Raw genomic sequence first — 16,552 nt, 5'->3', positions numbered from 1 at the left:
CACCTGCCGGGTGGGAGAATGGGCATATGAAACTAGGATTCGTCCGCCACGGACAGACGCAATGGAACCTCGAAGGCCGCTTGCAGGGTTCCAGCGACATCCCCCTGAACGACACCGGGCGAGCCCAAGCCCGCGAGGCTGTCTCGGTGCTGGACGGCGGCCAATGGGACGCTATCGTTTCCTCGCCGCTCTCTCGTGCACGCGAGACGGCACAGATCATCGCCGACGGTCTGGGACTGGAACTGGGTCCTAGCTACGACCTGCTGATCGAGCGCGACTACGCCCAGGGCGAGGGCATGGTTGAGGCCGAAGCGCTGGCGCTATGGCCGGACAAGAACGGTGGCGGAATTGAACCACTGGAATCTGTAGTTGACCGTGGCCTGCGCGCAATCAACCAGATTGCAGCAGACTACCCGGGCAAGAACGTCGCGGTAATCTGCCACGGCACCATTATCCGCTACACGCTCTCGCACTTCGCCGGCTACAAACTGGACACCATCCGCAATGGCTCGGTTGCCATTATCGGCAATGAGCCCGGCGATTGGCAGCTGGAACTGGTCAATGACCAGGTGCCCAGCAAGGTCGCGGGCTAAGCCGCACTAGATGCCGGAAGGAACAATCCGGCGGATGCTGGAGGCCACCAGCGAATCACGCTGCCGGTTCTTGACGACCGCAAGCCATGAGCCCAACGCCATGTAGGCCTTGGAGCGGATCTTTGGCGAGGAGAGGAACACGTCGTGCAGCGCGCCGGGCAGGCGCACCAAATGCAGTTCCCGGCCCAGGTCGATGCTGCGCTGGGCGACGACCTGCACATTCAAGGCCACGTCGGCGCGGGTGGCGGTGTCGTGCCAGCGTGGCAGCAAATAGTCTTCCGCCGAAAGCATCACCAGGGTGGGCATCTGGAGATCCAGCCCCTTCTTCACCTTGGCTTGCGCATTGAAGACGGCAGAGATGAAACCCGCGGTGAGTTTGAAGCCGTTGACCGGGCGCCAACCCAGATCGTAATCCCATTCGCCGGAAAACTGGCTGGAGACCGTGCGGGTGTAGAACCCTGGATCCACCGTCGGCAAGAAGCGGTGGGGGTTGCGGCTGCTGGCCGCCTGGACGATCCTCGCCAAGGCGGTGCGCCCGATCTCGCTGGCCTGGAATTCAAGCCACGGGCTGTTCAGCGCCAGCGCATCAACTTTCTGCGGGTTGGCTGCCGCATACAGAGAAGCGCTGAGCCCGCCAGTGGAGTGGGCGAGCAGGACAAAGCGGGTTCCCGGATGCGCGCTGGAAATGATGCGATGTGCCGCGTCGAATTCCTCGAAGTACTCCTCCAGATCGGTGGTGAAGCCCGGGCTTCTGTGCTCGGCGATTTTGGTGGCCTGGTCTACCGGCAAGTTCCGTCCATAATGGCGCAGGTCCAGTGCGTAGAAATCCGCTCCGGCATCGGACAGGAATCCAGCCAACTCGGCCTGGAAGAAGTAGTCCGACCAGCCATGCACATAAAGTACCGCGATCCCGCGCAATGGCGGCGGCAGGCGCAGCGTTCTGCGCGGACGGTGCCTGATCAACGTCGCGGTGGAACCGTCCGACATCGGCAGCGGCCGTTGCGAGAAATCCTCGCCCAGCAGATCGGGCTGCCACAGGTCCTCGGCCGGGTTCTTGAACTGGAAAGCCATGGCTACAGCCTAGCCACCACACACGCAAAACGGCATCCACCCGCTGGACTGGTTACCAACGGATGAATGCCGCTTTGCGTGGCCGACGTTCAGGGACGACTGTTTTCTATCGGCCGGGTCTCGGGTACTGCCTAACCTGCCATTTCCAGGGTGCGGGCTGGCGCATCCAGGTAGCGCAGGTAGGCGTTCTTGGTCAGGAAGGTCGGGAAGTCATCGCGCAGGGCGCAAGCTTCGAAGATTTCCACGGCTTCCTCGAAGCGATCACCCTCGAAGCGCTCCAACCCCTCCATGGTCTCCTCGGCCAGTTCCTGGACCCAGCGACGGGTGATGATCTCGCCCTCATCGGTGATCGCCGACTGGTGGATCCACTGCCACAGCTGCGAACGGGAGATCTCGGCGGTAGCAGCATCTTCCATCAGGTTGCGCAGCGCCACAGCACCGTTGCCGCGCAGCCAGGACTCGATGTAGCGGATGCCGATCTCGATGTTGTCGCGGATGCCGCGTTCGGTGATCTTGCCGATGACACTCTCGATGTTCAGCAGGGCCGGGCCGGAAACCTCGACATCTTCGCGGGTGCGCTGCAACTGGTTGGGGTTCTCGCCGAGCACCTCATCGTACACCTCCCGGGCAACCGAAACCAGGTCGGGATGGGCAACCCAGGAGCCGTCGAAGCCATCAGCTGCTTCGCGGGCCTTGTCCTCGCGGACCTTGCCGAAGGCCAGCTCGTTGATCGAGGCGTCCTTGCGGTTGGGAACGAATGCGCTCATCCCGCCGATGGCCGAAGCCCCGCGGCGGTGGCAGGCACGCACCAGCTGCTCGGTGTAGGCCCGCATGAACGGGGCGGTCATGGTCACGGTGTCGCGATCCGGGAAGACGAAGCGCGGTCCGCGGGAACGGAAGTTCTTGATAATCGAGAAGATGTAATCCCAGCGGCCAGCATTGAGCCCCGAGGAATGCTCGCGCAGCTCGTAGAGGATCTCTTCCATCTCGAATGCGGCGGTGATGGTCTCGATCAGCACGGTGGCACGGATAGTGCCGCGCTCGATATCCATCAGATCCTGGGCCATGTTGAACACGTCGTTCCACAACCGTGCTTCCAGATGGTTCTCCAGCTTCGGCAGGTAGTAGTACGGGCCGCGTCCGGCTGCCAGCAGGCGCTTGGCGTTGTGGAAGAAGTGCAGTCCGAAGTCCACCAGCGCACCGGACATCGGGGTGCCGGCAACCAGCAGGTGCTTCTCCGGCAGGTGCCAGCCGCGGGGACGAACCACGATGGTTGGCAGCTGCTGCAGATCGTAGCTGTTCAGCTTGTACTCGCGGCCATCCGGTGCGGTGAAGTCCAGGTCCTGATCCAGCACCCGGATCAGGTTGACCTGGTTCTTGATGACGTTCTGCCAGGTTGGCGAGGATGCATCCTCCATGTCGGCCAGCCAGACCTTGGCCCCGGAATTCAGCGCATTGATAGTCATCTTGCGTTCGATCGGGCCAGTGATTTCCACCCGGCGATCTTCCAGCCCCGGAGCGATCGGGGCGACCTGCCATGAATCGTCTTCGCGAATAGCGCGGGTCTCGTCCAGGAACTTCGGATCGCGGCCATTGGCAATGCGCGCCCGGTTGACCTGGCGGCGCTGCATCAACTCGGCACGGCGCGGTTCGAATGCGGTGTGCAGGGCCGCAAGGAAGTCCAGGGCCTCGCTGGTCAGGATCTGCTCCTGGTAGCGAACGGGGGTAGCGGTAATGGTGATGTTGTTCAGGGTGATGGGGGAGTTCATGGCAGCGTCCTTAAAAATCTTGGAAATGGTGCTGGTGCTAGCCGGCGCCTTTGCCGGCTAGCACCATCGACCCATCCGGGTCTAATGGAATTGGCCTTCTTCGGTGGATCCCACCAAGGCCAGGGTTGAGGCGTTAGGGTTCAGCGCCGTGGAGATCGCATCGAAGTAGCCGGTGCCGACTTCGCGCTGGTGCCTGGTGGCGGTGTAGCCGGCGGCCTCGGAAGCGAATTCGCGTTCCTGCAATTCGACGTAGGCGCTCATGCCGTCCTTCGCGTAGCCGGAGGCCAGGTCGAACATCGAGTGGTTCAATGCGTGGAATCCGGCCAGGGTGATGAACTGGAAGCTGAAGCCCATGGCGCCTAGTTCGCGCTGGAACTTGGCGATGGTCGCATCGTCCAGGTGCTTCTTCCAGTTGAACGACGGCGAGCAGTTGTAGGAAAGCATCTGGTCCGGGAAGTCCTTTTTGACCGCTTCGGCGAACTTGCGGGCCAGCTCCAGGTCAGGTGTGCCGGTTTCCATCCAGATCAGGTCCGAGTACGGTGCGTAGGCCTTGGCCCGGGCGATGCATGGCTCGATGCCGTTGGTGACCTTGTAGAAGCCTTCCGGGGTGCGCTCGCCGGTGATGAACTGCTGATCGCGTTCATCGACATCCGAGGTGATCAGCGTTGCCGCTTCAGCGTCGGTGCGGGCGATAACTACGGAAGGGGTGCCAGCTACGTCGGCGGCCAGGCGGGCCGCGTTCAGGGTGCGGATGTGCTGCTGGGTCGGGATCAGCACCTTGCCGCCGAGGTGGCCGCACTTCTTTTCGCTGGCCAGCTGGTCTTCCCAGTGGACGCCCGATGCGCCAGCGGTGATCATGGACTTCATCAGTTCGTAGGCGTTCAGCGGGCCGCCGAAACCGGCTTCTGCATCAGCGACGATGGGGACCATCCAGTCTTCGACGGTCTGGATGCCTTCTGAGAACTCGATCTGGTCTGCACGCTGCAATGCGTTGTTGATGCGGCGCACGACCTGGGGAACCGAATTGGCCGGGTACAGCGACTGGTCCGGGTAGGTCTGGCCTGAAAGGTTGGCATCCGCTGCTACCTGCCAGCCCGAAAGATAGATGGCTCGAAGGCCGGCCTTGACTTGCTGCACTGCCTGGTTGCCGGTCAGTGCGCCCAACGCGTTGGTGTAGCCGCCGGTGGGGGTTTCCTCGGTGAGCTGCTTCCACAGCTTCTCGGATCCGCGTTTGGCCAGGGTGTGCTCTTCCTGGACCCGGCCCTGGAGCTTCACGACGTCGGCAGCGCTGTAGTCGCGGGTTACGCCGTTCCAGCGGGGGTTGTTTTCCCAGTCGCTCTCGATGGCTGCGATGCGGTTGTCGATCGAGGTTTCGTTGGTGTTTTCAGTAGTCATTGCTTCGGCTCCTTCGCACAAGCTGCGGGTTCATGTCGATCGGAAGGTGATCTTGTGAACTTCTTCGTGACAACTACTTTTCCGCAGGTGCGAGGGCTTCAACAGAGGTTTTTTGAATTAAGATTTTCACTTCTTCACAAAAATGGAAATTTATCGCTTCTTGCGCTGAATGTGAGTCAAGGCATGGAAATTTGCCGATATTGAATCAATCCCTAGCGAAGAAGAGTGAAATTTAACAGCAAGCCTGGATAAGGGCGAAGCCAAAGCAGACCGATTCCGGGGTCTGCGAGAATCGGCGAATCACTGATGATCTGGGATTTTATGGAAACCGCAGGTGCTGATTCGCCACGGCAGGCGTTGTGCAGCAGGCCAAAAAACGTGAAGTATCAGAGTCTGGACTGGTAGCTGGCTTTTGCCAGATGGGGGCCTGGACTTGTCGCTATGGCCGATATTCTTGGCCGGCAGTGCAGTTTCTGAGTGCGAAGATTTATGGATCTTGCGACCATGGCTGATTGAGCCGGAACGGGCTAGGGCTGGTCGAAAGAAACCACAACCATGAAACCGCGGCCGGAGATGCGTGGTTCACCGGCGTCAGAGCCAACGACGGTGTCACGCAGGTTCAGCGACTGTTCGCTGTCGCCGAGCAAGAGCTTGGCGGAGCCCTGGACCAAAAGGCCCAGTTGCCCATCAAAGAGGTATTGCTCGCGCTTTTTGGACAGCTCGACAATGCGAACGGTGGCTCGTACCTGCTCTGGAACGGCGGCCACGTGCACGATGAGCAGTTCTTCGGCGGGCTGGCTCGCCTGGACAGAATTTCTCGTTTCGAATTTCAACGGGCGCAGCGGTTCCAATCCGTGCTCTTGCCCGTCTACATCCAGCTGCACGAAATCGCCGGCGATCAACGTGAAGACTTGAGCCGAAGGCGACGGAGTGAAGGCTGCAGATTTCTCGATAGAGCGAATCGACAGTTGCCAGGTTGATTCCCGCAGTTCGCTGGACCGCAACGTTCCGTCCTGCGCCAGAATGCCGCTCGCAATGAGCCGGACCTGCCCTAGCTCCCATTGCTTCTTGGTGCTTTGCGCCAATTCGAGAATGGAACCCGGTGCAAAAGATGCTTGTGCTTCGCTCATGGGACGAGTCTACTTGCCGATGACCAAGCGAAGTTGTTCAACCAGCTGGGATGTGGGCAGCGAGGCATCAAGAGTTATCCAACCGTGCACTTGCGCAAGACGCAGATACTCATTTCGACTGTCCCTGAGATATTCCATGCTTTCGTCGTCTTTGCCACGGGAATTGATCCGCTCAAAGGCAAGGATGGGGTCGATGTCGAGCAGGACAATTCTCGCGTGCTCGGTACTTTTCGCCGCAAGCCAGGGGAGAAGCAGTCCCGGAGGATGGCCACGTAAGCGCCGCAGCACTAATTGGCAATACAGGTGCCGGTCCATCACGCTGAGTCCGGGAGAGCGGGCCGCGAAAAGCATATTGCGGGCAACATTGAAGCTGCGAATGGAAGTTTCGAAGAAATCCTGGGTGAAAGTCGGGAACGTGATTCCCAGGGCGCGAGAGAATTTGGTAAGCCAGCTCCGCGCGGCGACGTTTGCGAGCCTATGAGCCTGAATGCGATCGTTGCGCAGCTGCTGTACTAAAGCTTCAATAGTGGTGCTTTTACCTGCGCCATCGGTGCCGACGATGACCAAAGTCCGGGGTGGATCCTGGGCATGGCGCGGGGCCGGTAGGGGGCGGGTGGAGACTGCGTGCATGGTGCTCCTTGCGGGATCTCTTTGTAGTTTCAACGTTTGCGCTTCGCTGAAGATTCCGCAGAAAGGCTGTGCATTTGTTGAGAGTAGCTCGCCGGGGAAGCAAGGAAAGAACCGTGAATATTTGCTTCCGCGTCACTGCTGGGCGATTGAATTACGGGTTGAATCCGGAAGATCTAGAAATTTTCACGATCCTTGGCATAACCTTGTCATGTGACTGCAACCACATGGAATCGCCCAGTGAACTCAGCCGGCAATGGCGCTGGCAGCGAAGATACAGAACTCGACGCCATTGCTCTCGGCCGCAGAATCCGCTTTCTGCGCAAGGGCAAGCAACTGACCTTGGATGATGTCTCGGCGCTCGTTGACACCGCGCCGAGCCAGTTGTCGCTGATTGAAAACGGCAAGCGCGAACCGAAGCTATCGCTGCTTAAGTCCCTGGCTGGAGCCATGGGGGTTGGAGTCGACGATCTGCTGGGCACCGAACCGCCATCGCGCCGTGCTGCTTTGGAGATCGAATTGGAACGTGCCCAACGCGGTCCACTGTACGAGTCCTTGGGATTGCCTACCGTTCGTGTTGGCACGCGTCTGCCCATGGACGTCCTGGAATCCCTGGTGGGACTGCAGCATGAATTGGAACGCCGCCTGAACGAGCAGGCCGCGACCCCTGAAGAAGCCCGTCGGGCCAATACCGCGTTGCGCCATGAGATGCGCCAACGCAACAACTACTACAAGGATATCGAGCAGGAAGCCGCCAAAGTCCTCTCTGCAGTTGGCCACGATTCAGGGCCGCTCTCGCATCATCGTGCAGCAGATATCGCCGAGCATCTGGGATTCAGCCTGCGCTTTGTGGGCAATCTTCCGCATTCCACGCGTTCGGTGACTGACCAGAAGAACAAGCGTATCTATCTGACGCAGGCGAACCGCTCGGAACATGATCCTCGTTCGGTGTTGCTGCAGGCGCTAGGGCATCACGTATTGGGTCATAGGACTCCAACCGATTATTTCGATTTCCTCTCGCAGAGGGTCGCGACCAACTACTTTGCCGCGGCGTTGATGATGCCGGAAAAGTCCACGGTGGACTACTTGCGGCGAGCTAAGAACAACCGTGAGTTGGCCATCGAGGATCTGCGCGATGCTTTCGCCGTGTCCTATGAGTCCGCAGCCCACCGGTTCACCAACCTTGCCACCGAGCATCTGGGGATGACCTGCCACTTCCAGAAGGTCCACGAATCGGGCATCTTGCACAAGGCTTATGAGAATGACCGAGTGAACTTTCCAGCCGATCACACCGGTGCCATTGAAGGACAAACCATTTGCCGGTATTGGACAAGTCGCGTGGTCTTCGAGCAGATGGATAAGTTCCGTTCCTTCGAGCAGTACACCGATACCGTCAATGGGACCTTCTGGTGCACGGCGCGCACCGAACGCCATTCCTCGGGACTGTATTCCTTGTCCATTGGCGTGCCTTTTGAGCATGTGAAGTGGTTCCGCGGGCGGGATACCAAGGAGCGCTGCCAATCCACCTGCCCGGACGAGAACTGCTGCCGCCGTCCACCTGCTGACCTATCCAGCCAGTGGTTCGGCAATGCGTGGCCGGCTACGCGCGCCAATACCCACTTGCTGGCGGCCATGCCAACCGGAGCCTTTCCCGGAGTAGATGAAACCGAGGTCTACCGATTCCTGGAAAAGCAGGTGGACTAGGACCGTTGGACTATGCGATGTGCTTGGAGATGAAGGCAAGAGCAGTTTCCGCCAGCCACGCGCCATCCTGGGCAACGGTGCGGCCGGAGCGGGCTACCTTGAAGGAATGGTTGCCACCTTCGAACCAGGAAAGTTCGCTGTGCTCGTTCAGCTTGCTGGCGACTTCTTCCATCTTTTCGGGGTTGGCAAAGGGATCTCGGGTGCCTTCGAGGAAAAGCATCGGCACCGCAATCGGGTAGAGATGCTCATCGCGTAGCTTCTCTTCCTTCTTAGGCGCGTGCAACGGGTACCCCAGGAAGATCAACCCTGCCGAGGGCATGCCCTCGGCAACTGACAGGGAAGCGATGCGCCCGCCAAAGGACTTTCCTGCCGTGAAGATTGGCAGGCCTTCAGCCAAGTGTTCTTCAACCCAACGGCGGACCTGGTGCCACACTGCGACCGCCGCTGGCGCTTTGTCGGGAAACTTCTTTCCAGCATCCATGTAGGGGAAATTAAAACGCAGGACGCTGGCACCCAGATTCGCAGCGGCTAGCGCAAAGCCGGCCATGAAGTCATGATCCTTTCCAGCACCTGAACCGTGTGCGAGCACGATGACGGCCTTCGCCGCCTTTGCTCGGTCCCAGAGCGCGCTGAGTTCCAGGTCTTCGTATGGAATGGAGAGTTCTTGGGTCATAGGTACCACCCTAGGGGCTGAGGGCCCATCAACTGATCATGAAAGGAAATGAACTACATTTCCCAGTCCTTGCGGAGTGCCGTATCGGTGTCATCGCCATTTCTGGCCAGTACCGTCAGCTTTTCAACTTTTTCGCCGGTTGCCGCACGCTCGTTGATCTTGAGCATCATATTTCCCGAGACGAAGATCGATGCGGGCATGTCGTATTCGCCGTCGATCCATGGACCGTCTGCGAGGGTGACGACGAGTTCGCCAAGCGCAGGCGACTCGACTTTCTCAACGTAGGCGTGGGGGTCAGCGGGCAGGCATGTGCGGTAGATTTCCAGCTTAGTGATTTCAGCGCCGCATAGGGATTTGTAGGTATCGTTCATGGCGGACAGCCACTGCGTGTACTTTTCCGAGGCCCAGGCTTTGCGGTCCTCGGGATCGGCACCAGTACGAGCCCGGGTGAAAGTTCCTGAGTTATTGCCGTCTTCAGTAGCGAAGGTGACAGATTCCAATTCCGGCGAGGCCTCGCCTACGCTTTCGAACATGATTCGGCCCATCATGCGCAGCTCATCCTCGTTGGTTTCGTAGCTTTCCCGCATCTGGGTTCCAAATTTCATGCTGTTATCCAAGAAGATATTGATGGCACCAGGTGCTGGAGATTCCCAAGAAGTCATTAGGTTGTAGGGATTCAAGAAGCCTTTGGTGGACTTGATGCCAGAGTTTTCTTTCCACATCTCAATTTTGGAATCTGCCCAGGCCTGTCCCGAATTGGCGTTGGCGTCCAACTCCGCGGGTCCAGGCTCGGGGGCGGTTTCACCGGGTTCACCGGTTTCGGCCGCGGGCTGTGCCGCCGGAGTGGAGCCAGCGACGGAAGCCGCCGTCGAATCGGCTGGCGCTGCTTGTTCGGGAGCTGCATTGCACCCTGCTAGAAGCAAAGCCAACGATGACAGGGCAATGACCGAACGGGTGCGCAAGAATAACTCCTCATTATCGATGAATGGTCAGTCTATACAGGCCAGGCAGCGAAGGGAGAGCTGTTACGAGAATCTGGCAAAGGTCCGGATCGCACCGGGACGGAAATCCGACGCTTCCGTGAGCCCCATGGATTCGTAGAAGGCACGTTGCCCGGGTTCATCATCGGTGATCAGGACCAGCTGACGCACATGCTCATATTTCACTAGTACGGCAGAGAACAAAGCACGGCCTACGCCGGTGCGATGCGTAGATGGACGCACCAGGATGTCCTGGACGTAGCAGATGGTGGCATTATCCGAGACCACGCGCACAAGGCCGATTAACTGGTGGTCTACGTCGTAGGCGTAGATTACGCATGCTGAATTCTTCAGGCCTTCGAATAGTACGTCTGGGTTGTCTGTATAGGCGCTCCAGCCCACCGCGTTGTAGAGCGAGAGTATTTGTTCCTCGGAAGGCACCTTAGTGGTGGAGAGTTCCATCGAGTCCTTTTACTGTTGCGGGGAAACCGAAAGGATCTCTGCGTTGCCCAGCAACGGATGCTTCACCAGTTCTGTTTCCAATGCGTGGATGATGGCTTGGGCGGAGTCGCCGTTGTAAACGAACACCGGGCCATCATGCCGGTAGTAGACATCCTCATGCCATCCGATTTCGCCGTCACCCAATGCATGCTGCAGGGCCCTGACTGTTGGCTCCAGATCCGATTCCGATTCGGCCCCAAGCCTGGTTCGAAGCAAAACGTACTCGCTGCCGCCTACTTCGGTGCGTTGTCCATCAATAATCAGCCAGGAACCATGCCCCAGTCCTCCATCGATGAGCGAAGAGAGCAATTCGGAAAACAGCTTCTTCGGTTCGGGGGTGGCCACTTCAAGGTTAATGTCGCTGGAGATCGGCTCCTCGGCCGCGTCCAATGTGGTCTTGGCGCTGATGATGGTTCCGGAAGACTTGTATTTGGGCAACAATGTATCGAGCAGGCCCGCTTCATGAACTTTGCGCAGGCGTTCGGTCATCGGCTGGGCAAAATGGATCTGCACCCGGTGAGTCGAAGCCTCCGATGATTTCCTGGCGAACAGCGACATGTCCTCAGTCCTCGTGTGGGTCGGAAATGCAAAAGACGATTCCGTAAGGATCGCGCATAATGGTCCAGCCAAAAGTGGGATCTTCGGTGTGGTCCTCAACGCGTGTTGCGCCAGCGGCTGTGCAACGGGCGACTTCCTGCTCGCGGCTGGTGCTTGCTTCCAAGTCGAGATGAACCCGGTTCTTGCCGGCAGTGATCTCATCAACTTTTTGGAACCCCAACCTCGCGCTGAAGCCAGGGACGCTGATCATGGTGAACCCCGGGTACTGGCCCAGATATTTCCCGCCCAGAACAGCCCTCCACCAAGCCGAGGCAGCTTTCTCGTCAAGGGCATCAAGGGTGATCATTCCAATGTTCGCCATGCAGTCAAAGGTACCGGGAGTCTTCCTGCTTAGCTAGAGGTTGACTGCATTTCTGCAGCTGACTAGCGCACTTTCTAAGTGAAGAAAAGGGGCTTGCTTGGCCGGGATGGAAGTCCCGAGCAAGCAAGCCCCTTTATGGGCTATGCCGGCCTAGCTATCGAAGTAGTTTGGCGCGTGCTCGTTGTGAGCAGGTGGAGTCGGCATCTCGACTTTCTTCTGCACCTTCAGCATGCCAGCGGCGTAGTCCACCGAAACGGTGTCACCAGCGGCAAGCGAATCACTGATCAGCAGGTCGGCAATGGCATCCTGTACCTTCCGCTGTACCAGCCGGCGCAGCGGGCGAGCACCGAACTCGGGGTCGTAGCCTTCGTTTGCCAGCCACTGTACGGCAGCGTCGCTCACCTCCAGCTTCAGCTCCTGGTCCACCAAGCGAGCTTCGGTCTCGGCGATGACCAGCTTGACGATCTGGCCAATCTCGGACTGCGAGAGCTTGGAGAACAGCAGTACCTCGTCCAGCCGGTTCAGGAACTCTGGGCGCATGAACTCGCGTACCTTGCCCATGACCTTGGCCCGGATTTCTCCAGCCTCACTGGTGGCATTGGCGGAGGTGAAACCGAAGTTTCCGGCCTTGTTGGCCAAGTACTCGCCGCCGAGGTTGCTGGTCATCAGGATCAGCGTGTTGGAGAAATCGACAGTGCGCCCGGCTGAGTCGGTCAACCGGCCGTCATCGAGTACCTGCAGCAGCACGTTGAACACGTCCGGGTGGGCCTTCTCGATTTCATCGAGCAGCACGACCGAATACGGGTTGCGGCGGATCTTCTCGGTCAGCTGGCCGGGCTCGTCATGGCCGATGTACCCCGGAGGTGCTCCGATCAGGCGCGCCACGGTGTGCTTCTCACCGTATTCGCTCATATCGACGCGAACCAGCGATTCGGCCGAACCGAAGAGGTTTGCAGCCAGGGCCTTGGCCAGTTCGGTCTTTCCGACGCCGGTGGGACCCAGGAAAAGGAACGAGCCGATGGGGCGACCTGCTGGCGACATTCCGGTACGGTTGCGACGCACGGCGCGTGCCACAGCGGCAACGGCATCGTGCTGGCCGATGACCGAAGCATGCAGGGAATCTTCCAGCGAAGCCAAGCGTGCCTTGTCATCTCCCGAGATGCGCGAGGTGGGGATGCCGGTGGATCGGGAGATCACTTCCGAAATCTGCTTCTCATCCACTACCCGGGTGACCCCTGCATCGCCGGCCTCCTCAGCAGCCTTGATGCGCGCGGTCATCTCCACGATGTGGTCACGCCATGCGCCAGCTTCTTCGAATCGTTCCTCGCCGATAGCGCGTGACTTCTCACGCTCGGCGTCTACCATTTCGGCACGCAGGGACTGCACATCCTCGGCATCTCCGGCAGCGATGGACCGCCGGGCACCGGCGATATCGATCAAGTCGATGGCCTTGTCAGGAAGCTGGCGGTCGTTCAGGTAGCGGGCAGAGAGCGTCACCGCGGCCTTGAGCGCTTCGGGGGTGTACTGCACCTGGTGGTGATCCTCGTAGGATTCGCGCAGGCCGTCCAAAATGGCCAGTGCAGTTTCCTCCGACGGCTCGGCGACAGTAACCTTGCCGAAGCGCCGAGCCAGCGCGCTGTCCTTCTCCACCTTGCGGAACTCATCGAGCGTAGTGGCGCCGATCATGTGCAGCTCGCCACGCGCCAAACGCGGCTTGAGGATATTTGCGGCGTCCATATTGCCGGACTCGCCAGAGCCTGCACCGACCAGCAGATGCATCTCATCGATGAATATCAGCACCTGCCCCTCGGCTGCGGCTACCTCGTCGAGCAGGCCGGTGAGCCGCTGCTCGAAATCTCCGCGGTAGCGGGTTCCGGCGAGCATGCCCGGAAGATCAATGGAGATCAAGGCCGCATTGCGCAGTTGGGCTGGTACCTGGTCATCGATGATGGCGCGGGCCAGGCCTTCGGCAATGGCGGTCTTGCCCACGCCGGCCTCGCCAATCAGCACTGGGTTGTTCTTGGTGCGACGGGCCAGGATTTCAATAACCTGATCCAGTTCCTCCTTGCGTCCGATCACCGGATCAATCTGGCCGTCGGAGGCCAGCAGGGTCAGATCGGTTCCGTAGCGTTCGAGCATGGACACGTCGGACTCGGAATCGGACTGGTTCTGGGCATCGTTTTGGCCACGCTGGGCCTGCTCCATGGCGGCTTGCTGCAAGGACTGGCCGGTGATGCCGTGCTGCGCCAGGAGCTGGCTGACCGGAGATTCCGGGTTGAAAACGAAGGCCAGGAAAAGATGATCAGGGTCGATGTAGGTCGAACCGTAGTTACGAGCAACCTGATAGGCGTCAAAGAGGCTGCGCTGAGCTGCCGACGATAGGTGGGATGGTTTCTCGCCCTTCTCCTGGGACTTGGGCATGCGCGCGATGGCATCTGCACTCAAAGCCTCGATGTCGATACCCATGGCGGTCAGGTGCTCGCCGACTGGTTCGGTGCGCAGCAGGGCCATCAGGAGGTGCAGCGAATCAATCTCGTCGTGGCCATGCTCCTGGGAAATCGCTGCCGCGGTGGCTACCGCTTCGTGGGTGCGGGCGGAAAGCAGGCGCGTGAGGTCGATGGGACGTGCTGCCTGGGCACGTGAAGACAGGAATCGAGAGAGGAATTCCTCAAACGAGCCATCTGACGGTGCGCCGAAAAATGCTGGCAAGTGAGCCTCCTAATAGAAACTTGAGCGGTCTATGCTCATGTTCAACGCATATGGCGCGCAGATATTCCCGAACCAGCCGGGCAAGGTGTCAAAGAGGTTGACTTCACACTAATAGCTGGAAAGCAGGCGCTAGTCTTTCGGGATTTCGATAAGGCCCATACGCGCGGCCGCAACCAGGGCCTGGACCCGATCGCGAACATTCAGCTTAACGAAAATCTTCGCCATATGGGTTTTAACCGTGGTTTCGGAAATAGTCAGAGTTCTTGAAATCTCGGTATTGTTTAGCCCGCGTGCGAGCAGTTTTAGAATCTCGAATTCCCGATTGGTAATTCCCAAGTCATAGGCCAGTTCTTGAATGTCTTGGGAATTATCCCGGTAAGCTTCGCGAACCGCAGAAACTAGATCAGAAGAAACCGACGGGGAAATGGCTGCAGTTCCTTGGTGAACGGCATGGATCGCATGAATAATTTCATCTGGTTCAGAGTCTTTTACCAAGTATCCGCTGGCCCCAGCGGTCAGTACCGGAACCAGATAGTCGTCCGAAGAAAAGGCGGTAATGGCAAGCACTGAGGGGCTGTCTTCGGCAGATTTGATTGCTTTAGTAGCGCTAACCCCGTCCATTATCGGCATCTGCAAATCCATGAGCACAACGTCCACTTGATTGCCGCTGCAATACTCGACGGCGGCCTGTCCATTTTCAACAGAATTAACCGTTACAATTCCGGGGTCTGTTGCTAGGATTGTGCCCAACGCATGCCGAATTAGAGGTTCATCATCGACAATAAGGACCTTTATTTGTTCCATCTGATTCCTCTGATTCGATGTGGGTGGCCTCATGTTGGCCTGTTCACCTGAAAGTATATAAGTTGATCTGATGTGGAGTTTGTTATGAAGGGTTTGAAAATGCTGGCCGTAGCAGCATTAGTTCTGGCACCATTGACCGCCGTGGCAGCTCCTGCATCTGCTGCGAGCTCTCCAGCCTCCAGCAGTGGCAACGTTGCTACTCCTGCTGGCTTTGGCTCAGCCTTCTCGGAGTGGTTCTGCAAACGCTACGGCGTCGCCTGCCCATAACGCGGTTTATTTGACTTGATCATCTGAGCCGGGAATTATTCGGCATATGAATGGACGACTAAAGGACACCCTGACCAAGCTCTTCGCTGGTCGGGGTGTCATTGTTTGGACTGGTATTGCGGTTCTGATCGCGGTTTCCAGTAGTGAGTTCGTGACTCTGCTGGAAGACGGATTTAGTGGTTCGTCGGATATTTCGGTTCGAGGCGCGTTGCTCGGCGTAGGACTGTGCGCAATTCTTGCGCTTGGTCTTCGCTGGGTTGCCGTATCCGTCGGATTGTTTGTGGCAGTTGCCTATTTCTTCCTCACGGACGGCGCCTTGTTCTTCTGGACTGTCGTTTCATTCATGATTTTTTCGGCGCTGGCAGCTACGGCCAGTGCCATGAGTGTTAGGGCCTTATTCCTAACCTTGTCCGCAGCGTGGATGGTGCAGTTCGGCATCCAGTCCGGGCAAGACGCGGTTCTGCTTGTCGGGATTGCCCCGTTGACGGCGATGGCGTTCTTCTTAACGAGGAATATTTACTTGCTGCGCGAGAAGAACGAGCTCGCTCTTCGGCAAATGCATACGGTCAAAGAGCAGACTCGTCTTGCTGTCGACCGGGAGCGAAAGAACATTGCCCGGGATCTGCACGATATTGTCGCGCATGACATCACGGTCGTGGCCATGCAGTCGAAGGCCGCGAAATTCGCAAACGATGGGCAGAAGGCCCTCGAAGCTCTGGATGTCATCGCCAAACTGAGTACTGAGACTTTGCACGATTTACGCCTGATGCTCAATGTCCTGAGGGCTGATGGGACCATGGCAGATCCCTCGTCCCAGGGCATTGATAAGCCGGCCGCTACTACTGTTTACGCGCTTCAGGGTGCAGAACTTTTCGTTCAGAGGCTAAAAGAGGCAAATTTCGAGGTGAGCTCCACCACTGACGAGAAAATTTCCGAATTGCCCCGTTCTGCACAGACTGCGATTTATCGGGTCATGCAAGAAGGTACAACAAATGTGATAAAGCACGGTGCCTTGGGCGGGAAGTGCACCTTCGAACTCACGGTCCAAGGGGCAGAGGGCATCCTGGAAATTACTAATCAGATAGGGAATTTCGACAAGAAGGCGAGTGGGTTGCCCGAAGGCGGGACAGGCCTGATTGGCATGGGTGACAGGATGCGTGCATTTGGTGGAAAGTTTGCAACCAGTTCCGAAAACGGTGTTTGGGCACTGCGCGCAAGCATCCCGTTCTGACCCCTGCCCTCCTACTAAAGTATGATTTCGGATTTTCGCAGGACGCGATAAGTTAGACATGTATCGGTGAAGACCGATCACCGGGAAGGTACTTGGTGGTGTTTTGCGAGTGGCATCACTAAGGATCCGAGGGTGATTAAAAGGTACGTTGCATTGCGTAAACGGACTGATCTTTCATC

The 16,552-nt window shown here is 58.3% G+C and carries 15 protein-coding genes; 3 read left to right on the top strand and 12 right to left on the bottom strand.

Features of this window, described 5'->3' with window-relative positions; genetic code table 11:
* Positions 1–26 precede the first annotated feature (26 nt).
* Positions 27–593 (top strand): histidine phosphatase family protein, encoded by a 567-nt coding sequence (locus ACIOTL_RS13435; RefSeq protein WP_105659183.1) that lies wholly within the window; start codon positions 27–29, stop codon positions 591–593.
* Between the two features lie 6 nt (positions 594–599).
* Here the strand turns inward: ACIOTL_RS13435 and ACIOTL_RS13430 are convergent, their stop codons facing one another.
* From ACIOTL_RS13430 to ACIOTL_RS13410, 5 genes are all read right to left on the bottom strand, one after another.
* Positions 600–1,664, bottom strand: coding sequence for an alpha/beta hydrolase (locus ACIOTL_RS13430; RefSeq protein WP_400343077.1), 1,065 nt, complete (start codon positions 1,662–1,664; stop codon positions 600–602).
* A 131-nt stretch (positions 1,665–1,795) separates the two neighbouring features.
* Positions 1,796–3,433, bottom strand: coding sequence for a malate synthase A (gene aceB / locus ACIOTL_RS13425; protein ID WP_400343075.1), 1,638 nt, complete (start codon positions 3,431–3,433; stop codon positions 1,796–1,798).
* Positions 3,434–3,514: 81 nt separating this feature from the next.
* On the bottom strand, positions 3,515–4,828 hold the full coding sequence (aceA, locus tag ACIOTL_RS13420; protein ID WP_105659180.1) for an isocitrate lyase: 1,314 nt from the start codon (positions 4,826–4,828) through the stop codon (positions 3,515–3,517).
* A gap of 527 nt (positions 4,829–5,355) precedes the next feature.
* On the bottom strand, positions 5,356–5,958 hold the full coding sequence (locus tag ACIOTL_RS13415) for a HutD family protein (protein WP_400343074.1): 603 nt from the start codon (positions 5,956–5,958) through the stop codon (positions 5,356–5,358).
* Positions 5,959–5,967: 9 nt separating this feature from the next.
* Positions 5,968–6,588, bottom strand: a complete 621-nt coding sequence (locus ACIOTL_RS13410) for a thymidylate kinase (protein ID WP_400343072.1) — start codon at positions 6,586–6,588, stop codon at positions 5,968–5,970.
* 210 nt (positions 6,589–6,798) lie between these two features.
* Between ACIOTL_RS13410 and ACIOTL_RS13405 the strand changes: the two genes are divergently transcribed.
* Positions 6,799–8,289: a helix-turn-helix domain-containing protein gene (locus ACIOTL_RS13405; RefSeq protein ID WP_400343070.1), complete on the top strand. Its 1,491-nt coding sequence runs from the start codon at positions 6,799–6,801 to the stop codon at positions 8,287–8,289.
* Between the two features lie 10 nt (positions 8,290–8,299).
* On the opposite strand, the gene ACIOTL_RS13400 is transcribed toward ACIOTL_RS13405, so the two are convergent.
* From ACIOTL_RS13400 to ACIOTL_RS13370, 7 genes are all read right to left on the bottom strand, one after another.
* A complete protein-coding gene (locus ACIOTL_RS13400) occupies positions 8,300–8,962 on the bottom strand; it encodes an alpha/beta family hydrolase (protein ID WP_105658615.1) in 663 nt (220 codons plus the stop codon).
* A gap of 53 nt (positions 8,963–9,015) precedes the next feature.
* Positions 9,016–9,735 (bottom strand): hypothetical protein, encoded by a 720-nt coding sequence (locus tag ACIOTL_RS13395; RefSeq protein ID WP_400343068.1) that lies wholly within the window; start codon positions 9,733–9,735, stop codon positions 9,016–9,018.
* Positions 9,736–9,987: 252 nt separating this feature from the next.
* Positions 9,988–10,404: a GNAT family N-acetyltransferase gene (locus ACIOTL_RS13390; protein WP_400343067.1), complete on the bottom strand. Its 417-nt coding sequence runs from the start codon at positions 10,402–10,404 to the stop codon at positions 9,988–9,990.
* Positions 10,405–10,413: 9 nt separating this feature from the next.
* Entirely contained in the window at positions 10,414–11,001 is a 588-nt protein-coding gene (locus ACIOTL_RS13385; protein WP_400343065.1) for a hypothetical protein, read from the bottom strand.
* A gap of 4 nt (positions 11,002–11,005) precedes the next feature.
* Entirely contained in the window at positions 11,006–11,362 is a 357-nt protein-coding gene (locus tag ACIOTL_RS13380) for a VOC family protein (protein ID WP_388024525.1), read from the bottom strand.
* Between the two features lie 150 nt (positions 11,363–11,512).
* Entirely contained in the window at positions 11,513–14,071 is a 2,559-nt protein-coding gene (locus tag ACIOTL_RS13375; protein WP_332728243.1) for an ATP-dependent Clp protease ATP-binding subunit, read from the bottom strand.
* Between the two features lie 129 nt (positions 14,072–14,200).
* Complete coding sequence (locus tag ACIOTL_RS13370) at positions 14,201–14,875, bottom strand: response regulator transcription factor (protein WP_105658609.1); 675 nt, start codon at positions 14,873–14,875, stop codon at positions 14,201–14,203.
* A gap of 313 nt (positions 14,876–15,188) precedes the next feature.
* Here ACIOTL_RS13370 and ACIOTL_RS13365 point away from each other — a divergent pair, with 313 nt between their 5' ends.
* The gene (locus ACIOTL_RS13365) at positions 15,189–16,373 is read left to right on the top strand and encodes a sensor histidine kinase (RefSeq protein ID WP_133834357.1); all 1,185 of its coding nucleotides are present in this window, start codon (positions 15,189–15,191) and stop codon (positions 16,371–16,373) included.
* Positions 16,374–16,552: the final 179 nt, after the last annotated feature.

The sequence above is a fragment of the Glutamicibacter sp. NPDC087673 genome (genome assembly GCF_044743255.1).
In the GTDB taxonomy this organism is placed as follows: Bacteria; Actinomycetota; Actinomycetes; order Actinomycetales; family Micrococcaceae; genus Glutamicibacter.
This window is presented reverse-complemented; position numbering and strand designations above follow the sequence as displayed.

What these genes read in the sequence shown, in the direction of transcription:
- ACIOTL_RS13385 (WP_400343065.1), bottom strand. Translation starts at nt 11,001, where the DNA reads ATGTCGCTGTTCGCCAGGAAATCATCGGAGGCTTCGACTCACCGGGTG.
- ACIOTL_RS13415 (WP_400343074.1), bottom strand. Translation starts at nt 5,958, where the DNA reads ATGAGCGAAGCACAAGCATCTTTTGCACCGGGTTCCATTCTCGAATTG.
- ACIOTL_RS13370 (WP_105658609.1), bottom strand. Translation starts at nt 14,875, where the DNA reads ATGGAACAAATAAAGGTCCTTATTGTCGATGATGAACCTCTAATTCGG.
- ACIOTL_RS13410 (WP_400343072.1), bottom strand. Translation starts at nt 6,588, where the DNA reads ATGCACGCAGTCTCCACCCGCCCCCTACCGGCCCCGCGCCATGCCCAG.
- ACIOTL_RS13435 (WP_105659183.1), top strand. Translation starts at nt 27, where the DNA reads ATGAAACTAGGATTCGTCCGCCACGGACAGACGCAATGGAACCTCGAA.
- ACIOTL_RS13400 (WP_105658615.1), bottom strand. Translation starts at nt 8,962, where the DNA reads ATGACCCAAGAACTCTCCATTCCATACGAAGACCTGGAACTCAGCGCG.
- ACIOTL_RS13365 (WP_133834357.1), top strand. Translation starts at nt 15,189, where the DNA reads ATGAATGGACGACTAAAGGACACCCTGACCAAGCTCTTCGCTGGTCGG.
- aceB (WP_400343075.1), bottom strand. Translation starts at nt 3,433, where the DNA reads ATGAACTCCCCCATCACCCTGAACAACATCACCATTACCGCTACCCCC.
- ACIOTL_RS13380 (WP_388024525.1), bottom strand. Translation starts at nt 11,362, where the DNA reads ATGGCGAACATTGGAATGATCACCCTTGATGCCCTTGACGAGAAAGCT.
- aceA (WP_105659180.1), bottom strand. Translation starts at nt 4,828, where the DNA reads ATGACTACTGAAAACACCAACGAAACCTCGATCGACAACCGCATCGCA.
- ACIOTL_RS13430 (WP_400343077.1), bottom strand. Translation starts at nt 1,664, where the DNA reads ATGGCTTTCCAGTTCAAGAACCCGGCCGAGGACCTGTGGCAGCCCGAT.
- ACIOTL_RS13390 (WP_400343067.1), bottom strand. Translation starts at nt 10,404, where the DNA reads ATGGAACTCTCCACCACTAAGGTGCCTTCCGAGGAACAAATACTCTCG.